The organism is Flavobacterium mekongense, assembly GCF_047038255.1.
GTDB classification, from domain to species: domain Bacteria; phylum Bacteroidota; class Bacteroidia; order Flavobacteriales; family Flavobacteriaceae; genus Flavobacterium; species Flavobacterium mekongense.
In genome coordinates this window covers 1,503,660-1,518,177 of record NZ_CP174374.1, presented here as the reverse complement: position 1 = coordinate 1,518,177, position 14,518 = coordinate 1,503,660, and the positions used below count along the sequence as shown (strand labels likewise).

Genomic DNA, 14,518 nt, shown 5'->3' with positions numbered 1-14,518 from the left:
TAAGACCCATAATGAAAAGACTTTTATCTATAGAACTCCAAAAAATTTGGAAAAATCGCGCCAGTAAAATTCTCACCATAACCTATTTTTTACTGTTAACTTTTTTGTCTTTTATCGCGTCAATCAAATTTGATATCGGCCCGATTCATATCAGATTGGCAGACCAAGGTATTTTTGATTTTCCGTTCATTTGGCATTTCAATACTTTTATTGCTGCCTTTCTAAAAATCTTTTTAGCGGTGATTATTGTTTCGATGATGGCAAATGAATACAGTTACGGCACTCTAAAACAAAACTTGATTGACGGAATGAGCAAAAAGGAATTCATCATTTCCAAAGTGTACACTATAGCAACATTTGCAGCCGTTTCTACCCTTTTTGTTTTTATCGTTTCCTTAATTCTGGGATTAATTTTTTCTTCCTATGATGAGTTCGGGATTATTTTTTCCCGCATGGAATACCTGTTTGCTTATTTCGTTAAGCTTTTAGGATTCTTTTCATTCTGTTTATTTATTGGCGTATTGATAAAACGTTCAGCTTTTGCTTTAGGCTTTTTGTTCATGTGGTTCATGTTTGAAATGATAACTTATGCCATAGCTTATAATAACCTAAGCAACCCGGCATTAGTTGATAAAGTGTATGATTATTTTCCGTTGATGTCGATGTGGAGTCTTGTCCCGCAACCTTTTACAAAATTGAATGCGGTAAGAACTATAGGCAGCCAACTCGGCGTAGAAGACCTTAGAAATTACGATGTCCCCATGACATCTGTTGTAGTGGTATTACTTTGGACAATCATCTTTATCTACGCATCGTATAAGATAATCGAGAAACGCGATTTGTAATACTATCATCAATCACTACAGTTGGCTTGTTATACCTGACTTGACCAACTGTTAAAATCAATTCTTAAAGAAAACATAAATAGACCGGTTCGTTTTATGTTTTCTTTTTTATTTCCTAATTTTAGCGAATGAAAAAGAAGTTATTTTTTTTGTTCGTAATAGCAGTATTATCAGCCAATTGTTACGCTCAATTTAGTAAAACGCATTACATTCCGCCTCTATCCGGTTCAAGCTCAGTAGTCTCTGAAGACCAATACTTATACATTTCAACACCTAACGTAAATCCTATCAATTTCAGAATTATAGAGTTGGGTGGTAACATTATAACAGGAACCGTTTCCAGAAATACGCCTTATGTTCATTATGTAGGTTTTGGAAATAACACCCAATTGCATGTTGACTCCGGTTCCTCTAATATTGCCTTTTCCAATAAAGGCTACATAGTTGAGGCTGATGACTTGATATACGTTTCAGCCAGAGTCACAGCCGGTAGCGGAAATCAAGCCGGACAATTGGTATCCAAAGGGAAAGCGTCATTGGGCACTCACTTCAGGATTGGTGCTTTGACCAATTTACAAGTCGCTAACTATTTTGACATCCATACTACCTTCATTTCGGTTTTAGCAACAGAGAATAACACCACTATCAATTTTAGTGATTTTGGCACCAATATTCAACCGATTAACAGCAGTACCGGTGATGCACCTTTTAGTATAGTTTTAAACAGTGGACAAAGTTATGTGATGTCGGTTCAGGGACCACATGACCCTAACCGGGCCGGACTGATAGGAGCTTTGGTAACTTCAGACAAACCAATTGCTTTGAATTGCGGATCTTTCGGTGGTAGTAATGCAGCGGGAAATTTAGATTTGGGATTTGACCAAATTGTTCCCTTGGAAAGGATCAGTAATACAGAATATATTTTTATAAAAAGTACCGGTGTTAATGCTGTAGAAACTGTTTTATTAGTAGCCGATGTCGACAATACCGAAGTATTTTTATCGGGTTCTCCAACTCCCAATTTTACCATCAATGCCGGAGATTATTTGGTATTAGACGGCTCAAATTTTAGTGCCTCCGGAAATTTGTTTTTACAAACCAGTCAAAAAGTTTTTGCCTATCAAAGTATAGGTGATAACAGTGCTATTGACCAACGCAATCAAGAGTTATTTTTTGTACCACCATTGAGTTGTCAAACCCCGAGAATTATAGACAACATTCCTTCCATTGATTTTGTTGGAACCAGGCAATTTACCGGAAGGGTAACCATAGTGACTAAAGTAGGTGCTACCCTTAATTTTTTAATTAACGGTACATCTTACACTTTAGCCGGACTAACAGCTATAGCCAATGTTAACGGTCCAACTCCCGTACAAGGAAATGCAAATTATGAAACTTATGTAATCACCGGATTAAGCGGTAATGTTTCTGTGTTTTCTACACAAGAACTCTATTTAGCAGCTTATGGCACCAGTGGAGCAGCCACCTTTGGCGGTTTTTATTCCGGATTTACCTTTGAGCCGGAAATATCTTTTAACCAATTAGACATTAACCAACTCAGTTGTATTCCCAATACGGTGCTTTCGGTAAACACCTTGAGTCCGTTTGATACTTTTCAATGGTATTTTAACAGCAACCCTATCAGTGGTGCCACAAACAGCAGTTATACGCCCTCTGCATTAGGTCCGGGATATTATTATGTTTCGGCTACAATTTCGAGTTGTACTTTGCCCATCAATTCCAATGAAATACCGGTAAGCTCTTGTCCTACAGACGATGAGAATGATGGCATTAACAACAATGTTGATAGTGATAACGACAATGACGGTATTACCAATTGTACAGAATCTTACGGTGATTTGGGAGTTAATCTGACCAATACTACTTTAGGGTCTGTTTTTATAGGTGATTACATCAATCCTTTTGTTGGGAGTTTGAGTTTTACAGGAACAGGAACGCCATCTGCCACACCAATAACAGGGGATAATTTAGGGAATTTTGTTACCGAAGCAGCCACAGGAAAAAACAATAGTGTCAGCTATACTGCTACTTTCAATAACCCTATCAGTTTGGCTATAGAATACGCCTCTGCAGCAGCTACCAGTGATTACTTCACAGCGTCTACTGAATTTAGAATAAAATGTCCCATTAATAAAACACTTACCGTATTAAATCCTAACAATCAGATTTTAATTGATACCAATTACGATGGCATTTTTGAGAGTGGTGTTACGGAATATTCTTCTTTTGAAATTCGATTCCGTTTGAATAGCAACGTTGCCTTACAACCCGGAGCGGGAACTTTTTCCATTAAAGGTAATTTGATCACTGCTCTAACGGTTACAAACATCAATTTAGTCGACACTAACTCGAGCAAAGCTTCCTTAAGATTGATAGCCACTTGTGTCCCTAAAGATTCCGATAATGATGGTGTACCTGACCAATATGATGTTGACAGTGATAATGATACTATCCCGGATTTTATAGAATCTCAAGGACCAAACATCACAGCGCTTTCCGGTGTTGATGCCAATAGTGATGGAATTGATGATATTTTTGGCAATGGTATTACACCGGCAGATAACGACAATGACGGCTTTCCTAACTATTTGGATATGGACAGTGATAATGATGGAATATTTGATATTATCGAATCCGGTAGCCCGGGAAACAGTACAAATACGAATGGAATTGTTGTAAGTCCGGTAGGCAGTAACGGAATAGCCAACAATTTGGAAACCAATCCCGATAGCGGCGTACTCAATTATACTATAGTCGATACAGATGGTGACGGTATTTTGAATTATTTGGAAATCGATAGTGATAATGACGGTTGCTTTGATGTGACTGAAGCGGGTTTTATGGACAACAACAACGACGGTATACTGGGTGACACACCTGTTGTTATAGCCGGAGAAGGCTTAGTCTTGAGCAGCAGTGGTTACGGAGTGCCCAATGGTAATTATATTATAGCGGCCCCAATATCTATTTCTGTTCAGCCGCAAGATGTAACCACTTGTGAGTTGGAATCGGCAGTATTTACACTAACCTCTGTAGTAGTAGACAGCTATTTATGGCAACTTTCTACTGATAACGGAGATACTTGGACTAATTTGACCGACAATGCAACTTATTCTGGAACGACAACAGCTTCCTTAACCGTTTCCAATGTCTCTCCATCAATGGCAGGCAACCAATACCGTGTCTTTCTAAATAAAAACGGCAACAGTTGCGGTTTGTATTCTCAGGCTGCCACACTAACTACTTATGCCTTACCGGTGGTAACCACTCCTATTTCATTAAAACAATGTGATGATGATACTGATGGTATTTCTGTTTTCAACCTGACGCAAAAAAACGACGTAATTTCGGCCAACTACCTAAACGAAACTTTTTCCTATTACACCACATTGAATGGAGCCCAAAACGAAATAAATGCAGTCCAAATAACAAATCCAATCAACTATTCTTCGGGTAACAACAGCGTTTACGTCAGAGTGGAAAACAGCAATGGTTGTTACCGTGTAGCCCGTATAGACTTAGTGGTTTCTGTAACGCAAATTCCGGCCAGCTTTGTCATTCCAAACCAATACTTGTGTGACGATTATTTGGATGCGGTTAATAACGATTATGACGGTATTTCAGGCCCTTTTAACTTTACTGCCATACGCAATAGTTTGAATGCTATTTTACCGGCCAATGTCAGCATTAAGTTTTATAAAACACAAGCCGATTTCTTAGCCGAAACGGATGCTTCCGGAAACTCTTTGGCCATAGCAGATATTACAAACTACAGAAATATCGGCTTCCCAAATACTCAAACCATTTGGGTACGTGTAGACAGTACTTTAGACAATTCTTGCTTCGGATTTAAAACTTTCGACGTGGTAGTTGAACCTACTCCTGTGGCCAACCCTGTTAATGCAGCAAATCTAATCCGAGCTTGTGATGACGACCAAGATGGTATTTTTGGATTTGACACGTCCAATATAGCCGCAACTGTTATCAACGGACAAACCGGTGTAAATGTGAAATACTATAAGGCCGATGGTACTCAAATTGTACCGTTTACCAACCCGTACTTTGTAAATGGTTCGGAGACCATAACCATTAGAGTAAGCAACAACACCACGCAAACCGGCGGTCAACCTTGTTATGATGAAGTGCAACTACAGTTCATAGTAGATGATTTGCCACAAGCTTTTACTGTAAATCCTGCTTTAGTAACGGTTTGTGATGATGAAGTAATTTCATTGAATCAAAATGGTTTGTATGATTTTGATACTTCGGGAATTTTGTCCCAAATTTTAGGCACACAAACCGGGATGAATGTGTATTACTACGATGAGAACAATGTATTGATTCCGAGTACTATTCCGAATCAGTTGCCCAATCCTTTCAGTACCGGAACACAAAATGTGACTGCAGTAGTTGAAAATCCAACGAATACTGCTTGTAAAGCCCAAACTATAATTCCTTTTGTGGTGAATCCGACCCCTAAAATCGATCAGGAAGAAACCGTTATCATTTGTTTACCGGACACAGAGGCTTTAATAGATGCCGGAATAATTGACAACTCCTCACCTGCCGCCTACACTTACCAATGGTATGAAAACAACACCATTATGGCGGGACAAATTAACCACACGCTAACGGTAAATACCCCGGGAGTTTACAGTGTAGCGGTAAGCAACGGTTTTGGTTGTACGAAAACCAGAACCATAACAGTAATCGGTTCCGAAATTGCAACTGTTCAGAACATTAGTGTAGAAGATTTACAAGATATCAATTCTATATCGGTAACTGTTACCGGTCAAGGTGATTATGAATTTGCTTTGGACGATGAAAGCGGTCCGTACCGTGATACCGGTTTCTTTACCAATGTACAAATTGGTTTCCATACGCTGTATGTGCGCGACAAAAACGGTTGTGGTGTAGTAGGTCCGATTGTAGTTCCAGTATTAGGGATTCCGAAATACTTCACGCCAAACGGTGACGGTTTCCATGACTTTTGGAATGTAAAAGGCGTTAGCGCTTTATACAACTACCGCTCAACCATTTATATTTTTGACCGCTACGGCAAACTGTTGAAACAACTCAGCACCACCGAAATCGGCTGGGACGGTACCTATAACGGACGTCAAATGCCGGCTGATGATTATTGGTACTCTATTCAGTTTGAGGATGGGCGAAGCGCCAAAGGGCATTTTACTTTAAAACGATAAAACATGAAAACCACTTTAAGTCTTTTTTTATTATTAGCGCAAAGTTTACTCCAAGCACAGGAAATGAAAGTCACCAGTGGTTTTGTACAACGTTTTGAAAACTTTAAATCGGAGTTTGTTGAAGCCCGAAATGTGGATGTTTGGTTGCCAAAAGGCTACAACACTGCGGAAAAATACGCTGTGATTTATATGCACGATGGTCAAATGCTATTTGACGCCAATACCACTTGGAACAAACAAGCTTGGGAAGTGGATGAAGTAGCCGGTAAATTGAATGCGGAAGGGAAAGTCAAAAAATTCATAGTGGTGGGCATTTGGAATATAGCCGCAAAAAGACATCCTGAATATTTTCCGCAAAAGCCATATGAAAGTTTGACGGCTGTTCAAAAAGACACGGTTACGGCGCAATTGCAAAAAGCCGGTCGAACCAAAGAAGTTTTTAAACCTTACTCCGACTTGTATTTGAAGTTTTTAGTTAGCGAGCTAAAACCATTTATAGATAAAACATTCTCAACACACAAAGACAAAGACAACACGTTTATAGCCGGCTCCAGTATGGGTGGTTTGATTTCGTTGTATGCGATTTGTGAATATCCCGAAGTTTTTGGCGCTGCTGCTTGTATTTCGACCCATTGGCCGGGCATTTTTGCGGTGGACAACAATCCGATTCCCGAAGCGTTTTATGCGTATATGAGAAAAAAACTTCCGAATCCGAAGACCAACCGCATTTACTTTGATTATGGCGATCAAACCTTAGATGCTTTGTATCCGCCGTTGCAGCAAATGGCCGACAGCGTAATGGTTGAAAAAGGATTTACGACTGCCAATTGGACTACACAATTCTTCCCGGGAAAAAATCATTCGGAAGCAGCTTGGGCGGAGAGACTTGAAATTCCGTTTTTGTTCCTGTTACAAAAATAAACCTAGCCCGGATAATAGTGGAAATCCTTTTTGGGTTTCTTTTGATATAGGACTTCGACAAGCTCAGTCAGACAACTTGGTTGAGTTGGCTTTACTGTAGAATGAAAACCCAAAAAGATTGCAACGGATAGCCGGATTAGCTCCAAAAAAAATCCCAAACTCACGAATTGGAATTTGGGATTTCGGTATTATAATTTAAAATCGATTAGATTTTGAATCGTTTTCTGTCGTTTTCGTTCAAATAAATTTTACGCAAACGCAATGATTTTGGCGTTACTTCTACGTACTCGTCTTTTTGGATGTACTCTAACGCTTCTTCTAAAGTAAACTTGATGGCCGGAACGATTTTATTTTTCTCGTCGGCACCGGCAGAACGGAAGTTGGTTAACTGTTTTGTTTTGGTGATGTTAACCGTCATATCATCGCCACGTGAGTTCTCTCCTACCACCTGACCTTCGTAGATGTCTTCGTTCGGATCGACAAAGAATTTCCCTCTTTCCTGTAATTTATTGATAGAGTAAGGAATGGCTTTTCCGTTTTCCATAGAGATTAACGAACCGTTGATACGACCGGCGATTTCCCCTTTATATGGTTCGTAACCGATAAAACGGTGTGCCATAATGGCTTCTCCGGCAGTAGCGGTTAACAACTGATTTCTCAAACCGATGATTCCTCTTGAAGGAATGTTGAATTTGATGATCATGCGCTCGCCTTTGCCTTCCATAGAAAGCATCTCACCTTTACGTACTGAAACGAACTCAACAGCTTTTCCGGATACGTTTTCCGGTAAGTCGATGGTTAATTCCTCGATAGGTTCGCATTTTACGCCGTCGATTTCTTTGATGATTACTTGCGGTTGCCCGATTTGTAACTCGTAGCCTTCGCGACGCATGGTTTCGATTAATACTGACAAGTGTAATACACCGCGTCCGAACACCATAAATTTATCGGCAGAATCTGTATCGGCTACGCGAAGCGCTAAGTTTTTCTCTAATTCTTTAGCCAAACGATCTTTAATGTGACGCGAGGTGACAAACTTTCCTTCTTTACCGAAGAAAGGCGAATCGTTGATGGTGAACAACATACTCATCGTAGGCTCGTCGATAGCAATGGTTTGCAACGCTTCCGGGTTTTCGAAATCGGCAATAGTATCTCCAATTTCAAAGCCTTCAACACCAACAATAGCACAGATATCTCCGGCAATTACTTCGGTTACTTTTTTACGGCCTAAGCCTTCAAAAGTGTGTAATTCTTTGATGCGGGATTTGATGATTTTACCGTCTCTTTTCACTAAGGAAATCGGCATATTTTCTTTTAAAACACCTCTTTCCAAACGACCGATTGCGATACGACCGGTAAAAGAAGAGAAATCTAAAGACGTGATCAACATTTGCGGTGTACCTTCAGATACTTTCGGAGCCGGCACGTGCTCAACCACCATATCTAAAAGCGGTTCGATGTTAGTAGTAACATTTTCCCAATGGTCCGACATCCAGTTATTTTTAGCAGAACCGTACACGGTTGGGAAATCCAACTGCCATTCTTCGGCTCCTAATTCGAACATCAAGTCGAATACTTTTTCGTGCACTTCTTCCGGCGTACAGTTTTCTTTGTCAACTTTATTTATCACCACACAAGGTTTCAAACCTAAGTCGATGGCTTTTTGCAATACAAAACGGGTTTGCGGCATCGGTCCTTCGAAGGCGTCCACCAACAAACAAACACCGTCGGCCATGTTCAATACACGCTCTACTTCCCCGCCAAAATCGGCGTGGCCCGGAGTATCGATAATGTTAATTTTGGTGCCTTTGTATACTACAGAAACATTTTTTGAAGTAATGGTAATACCTCTTTCACGCTCTAAGTCGTTGTTGTCGAGGATTAAGTCGCCCGTGTTTTCGTTTTCGCGAAATAATTGACAGTGGTACATAATTTTATCAACCAAAGTAGTCTTACCGTGGTCAACGTGCGCAATAATTGCAATGTTTCTGATAGATTCCATGTGTGCTTTTTTGTGGGTGCAAAGGTACACTTTATTTTCAGATAAAAAACGATAACTGAATTAGTTTACGGTTTCTTAAAATTAGTGGGAAAGTTCATAAAATCTTTGATAAGTTTTTCTTCAAATTTTAAAACTAACCTGAAAATCTTTATATTTGGAGTAATGAAAAATAATTCGAATAAAATTACATTAATTTACGTCCTTATATTAATGTTTGTGGCCTTTGTCGGTCATCAATTTTTTTTAGATTATACCAAAAACGCCCCTGAAAATACTTCTATATACTTTTACATCAGAGACTTTTTATTTATTTTGACATCAGGCATCGTCCTGAAATTCATCCTACTACACAACGAAAAAAACAACAAATCTGTTTTTGATAAACTTCAAATTACCAATAATGAAATTTTAGAGTCCAATGAACGGTATGACATAGTAGCCAAAGCAACGAGTGATACTATATGGGATTGGAAAATTGAAGACGACAGCTTTTTGTGGAATAAAGGAATTCAGGGCGTTTTCGGATACAAAAAAGAGGAAGTCGGCAAAACCTCTAAATGGTGGTTTGAGCGCATTCATCCTGAAGACAGCTTGAAGATGTCGGTTAAATTGTATTCCTTCTTAGAGCAAAAAACCGAGAAATGGCAAGATGAATACCGTTTTCAATGTGCAGATGGTAGTTACAAATATGTGTTTGATAGAGGTTTCCTTGTAAAAGATAAAGATGGAAAGCCCATCAGAATGATTGGAGCCATTCAGGACGTAACCAAACAAAAAGAAGAAGAGCAACGTTTGAGATTATTGGAAACCGTGATTACACAAACCAAAGACGCGGTGATGATTACAGATATTGACACTTCTCAAAATGTGATTCCGAATATCATTTTCGTCAACTCGGCTTTTACCGACATGACAGGCTACACAGCAGAAGAGGTAATTGGAAAATCTCCCATTATGTTTATTGGTCCGAAATCGGATATGTTAGAGTTCGACAAATTGAAAACGGCTATTCAAGAATATAGAGAATGCTTTGTGGAAACCATCAATTACAAGAAAAACGGTGAAGAGTTTTGGAACAACTTTTCCATGATTCCTGTAACCGATAAAGATGGTGAGCATTCGCACTGGATTTCGATTCAGAGAGATGTGACCGAAGAAAAGAACAAAGAAAAAGAACGAGAACAACTGATTAGAGAGTTAACGCAGAACAACAAAGACCTGAAACAATTCTCTTACATTACCTCGCACAACCTTCGAGCGCCTTTGTCCAATTTAACCGGTTTATTAAACTTGGTAGAAGAGATGGACATTGAAGACCCTGAGTTAAAAGAAATTATTTCCGGTTTTACAAAATCGACACACCTTTTAAACGAAACCATTAACGATTTAGTGAAGGTGGTTATCATTAAAGACAATCCTTCAATTCAAAAGGAAAAAGTCTTGATTAAAGAGATTTTCGAGAATGTATTCAACCAATTAAGTTTCTTAATCGGAATGCACAAACCAATTCTTAAAATAGACTTGGAAGAGGTCTCTATTTTAAATATTAATAAATCGTATTTAGAAAGTATTTTTTTAAATTTACTGACGAATGCCATCAAGTACCGCTCGGAAAACCGACAGTTAAAAGTGAATATCTCCTCCAAGGTTGTGGATGACAATTTGGTTTTAACCTTTAAAGACAATGGTGTTGGCATCGATTTAGTAAGAAACCGCGATAAAATATTTGGCTTGTATCAGCGATTTCACAATCATCCGGACAGTAAAGGTTTGGGATTGTATTTGGTTAAATCACAGGTTGAAGCTATGGGCGGCACCATCAATGTAGAAAGCACAGTAGGCAAAGGAACCACTTTCACCATTGTATTTAAGAACAATTAATAAATCATTATGTTAGAAAAAATTTATTGTGTAGATGATGACGTGATCACTTTGATGCTTTGCAAAAAGGTTATTGAACGTGCTGCATTTGCCAAAGAAATACTAACAGCAACTAATGGTGAAGAAGCCATTTTATTTTTTAAAGAATTAGCTGAACAGTCTGACTCAGCTTATCCGCGTTTGGTATTGTTAGACTTGAACATGCCTATAATGAATGGCTGGGAATTTCTTGACCAATACTTGAAAAGCGGCTATAATGAGACTTTTCCGGAGGCCAAGTTTATTGTACTCTCTTCTACTATAGACCCTCAAGATGTAGAAAAAACAAAAAACTATCCAATGGTGGTTGATTTTCTATCCAAACCCATCACCAAAGAAATGATTGAAGAACTCAAAGAAAAATCGAAGGATTACCAATAAAAAAAGCACCCAAAAGGGTGCTTTTTTATGTGACTAAAAAATCTTGATTATAACTTAGCTACGTGCTTAGTCAATTTAGATTTTAGGTTTGAAGCTTTATTATCATGAATGATATTCTTTTTAGCTAATTTGTCAATCATTGAGATAACAATTGACAATTTTGAAGAAGCTTCAGACTTATCGGTAGCCATTCTTAATGCTTTGATAGCATTACGAGTGGTTTTGTGTTGGTATCTGTTCAACACTCTTTTCTTTTCGTTGCTTCTGATTCTTTTTAAAGCGGACTTATGATTTGCCATTTCTTTTTAATTTAATTGTAATAATTTATAAACTATTAGTTAAAAAAGAAAAACCTCCCACAATTAATAATAATCACTTTGGTTTTAACTAATAAAACATTGTTTGAGACACTAAACAGCTGTTTTATAAAACTAATTTACAACTAATTTTGTAGCCCGTAGGGGAATCGAACCCCTCTTACCAGGATGAAAACCTGGCGTCCTAACCGATAGACGAACGGGCCATTAAGCCTAAGATAAATTTGTAGCCCGTAGGGGAATCGAACCCCTCTTACCAGGATGAAAACCTGGCGTCCTAACCGATAGACGAACGGGCCATCTTTGCTTAAAATTGCGGTGGCAAAAATACAACTATTTTTTAATCCCGCAAGAGCACAACTATTTTTTTTCTGTTTTTTATTAGTACGCTTTTGCAAACAACACTCTACCAACAGATTTGCCTCCGGAGAAAACACAAGTTCCTTCTTCAAGTTTTCGATCTAAAGGAATACAACGGATAGTGGCTTTGGTCAAATCTTTGATTTTTTCTTCTGTTTCAGGCGTGCCATCCCAATGCGCTGAAATGAAACCGGTTTTATTTTCCAAAACGTCTTTAAATTCCTCGAAAGTATTTACTTCAGTAATGTGCTCATCTCGATAAGAAAGTGCTTTGTCAAATAAATCTTTTTGGATTTTAGACAACAACTCCGATATGTAAACTGCGGCTCCTTCACTTGGAATAACTTCTTTAGTTAGTGTATCACGACGAGCTACTTCAAAAGTACCGTTTTCTAAGTCTTTCGGACCAATGGCAATTCTAACAGGAACCCCTTTTAATTCCCATTCATTAAACTTAAAGCCAGGAGACAAAGTATCTCTGGTATCAAACTTAACCGAAACATTGAGCTTTTTTAGAGACAATGTCAAATCATCCGCCAATGCTTTGATAGCGGCAAATTGCTCCTCCGTTTTGAATATAGGCACAACTACCACTTGGATCGGAGCTAAGTTTGGCGGCAATACTAATCCGTTATCATCAGAATGGGTCATCACCAATGCTCCCATCAAACGAGTGGAAACACCCCAAGAAGTTCCCCAAACATGCTCTAACTTTCCTTCTTTGCTGTTAAACTTCACATCAAAAGCTTTGGCAAAATTTTGACCTAAAAAATGGGATGTTCCAGCTTGTAATGCCTTTCCATCCTGCATCAAAGCTTCGATACAATATGTCTCTTCTGCTCCGGCGAAACGCTCTGTTTCTGTTTTTAGACCTTTGATAACAGGTATAGCCATAAAGTTCTCCACAAAATCGGCATATACGTGCATCATTTTTTCAGACTCTTCAATGGCTTCTGCTTTTGTAGCATGGGCCGTGTGTCCCTCTTGCCATAGGAACTCTGCTGTTCTCAAAAACAAACGGGTACGCATTTCCCAACGAACCACATTCGCCCATTGATTTATTAATAGAGGCAGATCACGATAAGATTGCACCCAGTTTTTATAGGTTGACCAAATAATTGCTTCACTGGTTGGTCTTACAATCAGCTCTTCTTCCAATTTGGCATTTGGATCAACCATTAGTTTGCCCGGACGGGTTTCGTCATTTTTCAAGCGATAATGAGTAACAATGGCACATTCTTTGGCAAAACCTTCTGCATTTTTCTCTTCTGCCTCAAACATACTCTTGGGAACAAAAAGAGGAAAATAAGCGTTACTATGACCTGTCTCTTTGAACATGCGGTCCAACTCTGCTTGCATCTTTTCCCAAATTGCATAACCGTAGGGTTTAATTACCATACAACCTCTAACACCGGAGTTTTCGGCTAAATCAGCCTTAACCACCAGCTCGTTATACCATTTGGAATAGTCCTCTGCTCTCTTTGTTAAGTTCTTACTCATAATGAATAGTTTGGCATAAAAATTGTTTAACTTTTTTTAACTAAATAGTTCGGCAAAACTAACTATTTTTGTATAGTCCAACAATAAAAATGCTATAGATATGAAAACTTATTATTTATTCAGCCGAAGATTGTCGCTGTTCTCCGTTCTGGGAATATTGGCAATTAGCGCTACTTCTTGTGGTTCTTACCAAAACAGTTCCTATTATGATGACGGCATTTACGGCAGTTCCGAAAACAAACAAACGGAAAATACTGCCGCAAATAACGCTGAAAGTAATAAGTACAAAGAATACTTTAGCAACCTTAACAAGGAAGCCGAAGTTTTTACAGATGTGGAAAGCTACAGCAATGTGAGCAATGACTCTCTTAGCAAGGGACAAGTTTACAACAACAGCAATGCCGGTTGGGGAGACAATGCTCAATCCATAACCGTAAATGTTTATGACAACAATTGGGGTTGGGGTTATTGGAACAATTACTGGTATGGAAGTTACTGGGGATGGGGATGGAATTCTTGGTACGGACCCGGTTGGGGCTGGGGTTGGAACAATTGGTACGGACCAGCTTGGAATGTTGGTTGGGGCTGGGGATGGAATTCTTGGAACAATTGGTACGGACCGGGTTGGGGAGGTTATTATGGCTACAACCATTGGGGAAGTTATTACAATGGTGGAAGACGTGGTACTGCTTACCGTTCCAACTATGGAAACCGCTTAAACAGCGCTTATACAAACAACAGATATCAATCAAACGGCGTTAGAAGCAGCCGAAATTTCTCCTCTCCAAGAAGCGGCAACTTTAATACCCGATCTAATACTACTCCGGTTCGTACAAATACCAATACGACTCCTACTCGCACCAATGTAAACAGTTCATCATCACAACCACGAACAAGTGTGAGATCAGAATCTGCCCCATCACGCTCTTACACTCCAAGTTCAAGTTACGGAGGCGGCAGATCTTCCGGTGGAGGCGGTAGCTTTGGAGGCGGCAGATCCTCAGGAGGCGGCAGAAGATAATAACAATAACGCCTATGCTTTTAGTA

General features: G+C 39.1%; 9 protein-coding genes and 2 tRNA genes. 6 read left to right on the top strand and 5 right to left on the bottom strand.

Translation table 11 applies throughout. From position 1 onward, the window contains the following. The first annotated feature begins 11 nt into the window (after positions 1-11). The 3 genes from ACJG85_RS06435 (at position 12) to ACJG85_RS06425 (ending at position 6,991) form a co-directional block, all read left to right on the top strand. On the top strand, positions 12-845 hold the full coding sequence (locus ACJG85_RS06435; protein WP_409677210.1) for an ABC transporter permease: 834 nt from the start codon (positions 12-14) through the stop codon (positions 843-845). Between the two features lie 128 nt (positions 846-973). After that, entirely contained in the window at positions 974-6,070 is a 5,097-nt protein-coding gene (locus tag ACJG85_RS06430; protein WP_412475947.1) for a T9SS type B sorting domain-containing protein, read from the top strand. Between the two features lie 3 nt (positions 6,071-6,073). Next, positions 6,074-6,991 carry an alpha/beta hydrolase gene (locus tag ACJG85_RS06425; RefSeq protein WP_412477180.1) on the top strand — a complete coding sequence of 306 codons (918 nt, stop codon included), beginning with the start codon at positions 6,074-6,076 and terminating at the stop codon, positions 6,989-6,991. A gap of 205 nt (positions 6,992-7,196) precedes the next feature. On the opposite strand, the gene typA is transcribed toward ACJG85_RS06425, so the two are convergent. After that, on the bottom strand, positions 7,197-8,993 hold the full coding sequence (gene typA, locus ACJG85_RS06420; RefSeq protein ID WP_409677204.1) for a translational GTPase TypA: 1,797 nt from the start codon (positions 8,991-8,993) through the stop codon (positions 7,197-7,199). A gap of 162 nt (positions 8,994-9,155) precedes the next feature. On the opposite strand from typA, the gene ACJG85_RS06415 reads away from it, so the two are divergent. Together ACJG85_RS06415 and ACJG85_RS06410 are read left to right on the top strand one after the other, a co-directional pair. Continuing rightward, positions 9,156-10,874 (top strand): PAS domain-containing sensor histidine kinase, encoded by a 1,719-nt coding sequence (locus tag ACJG85_RS06415; RefSeq protein WP_409677202.1) that lies wholly within the window; start codon positions 9,156-9,158, stop codon positions 10,872-10,874. 9 nt (positions 10,875-10,883) lie between these two features. Continuing rightward, positions 10,884-11,294: a response regulator gene (locus ACJG85_RS06410; RefSeq protein ID WP_409677200.1), complete on the top strand. Its 411-nt coding sequence runs from the start codon at positions 10,884-10,886 to the stop codon at positions 11,292-11,294. A gap of 47 nt (positions 11,295-11,341) precedes the next feature. On the opposite strand, the gene rpsT is transcribed toward ACJG85_RS06410, so the two are convergent. The 4 genes from rpsT to proS form a co-directional block, all read right to left on the bottom strand. After that, a complete protein-coding gene (rpsT, locus tag ACJG85_RS06405; RefSeq protein ID WP_409677198.1) occupies positions 11,342-11,593 on the bottom strand; it encodes a 30S ribosomal protein S20 in 252 nt (83 codons plus the stop codon). Positions 11,594-11,745: 152 nt separating this feature from the next. Further along, a tRNA-Glu gene (locus ACJG85_RS06400) sits at positions 11,746-11,817 on the bottom strand. A 21-nt stretch (positions 11,818-11,838) separates the two neighbouring features. Continuing rightward, a tRNA-Glu gene (locus tag ACJG85_RS06395) sits at positions 11,839-11,910 on the bottom strand. 82 nt (positions 11,911-11,992) lie between these two features. Continuing rightward, positions 11,993-13,471 carry a proline--tRNA ligase gene (gene proS / locus ACJG85_RS06390; protein WP_409677196.1) on the bottom strand — a complete coding sequence of 493 codons (1,479 nt, stop codon included), beginning with the start codon at positions 13,469-13,471 and terminating at the stop codon, positions 11,993-11,995. Positions 13,472-13,571: 100 nt separating this feature from the next. Between proS and ACJG85_RS06385 the strand changes: the two genes are divergently transcribed. Further along, on the top strand, positions 13,572-14,492 hold the full coding sequence (locus ACJG85_RS06385) for a hypothetical protein (RefSeq protein ID WP_409677194.1): 921 nt from the start codon (positions 13,572-13,574) through the stop codon (positions 14,490-14,492). The last annotated feature ends 26 nt before the right edge of the window (positions 14,493-14,518 follow it).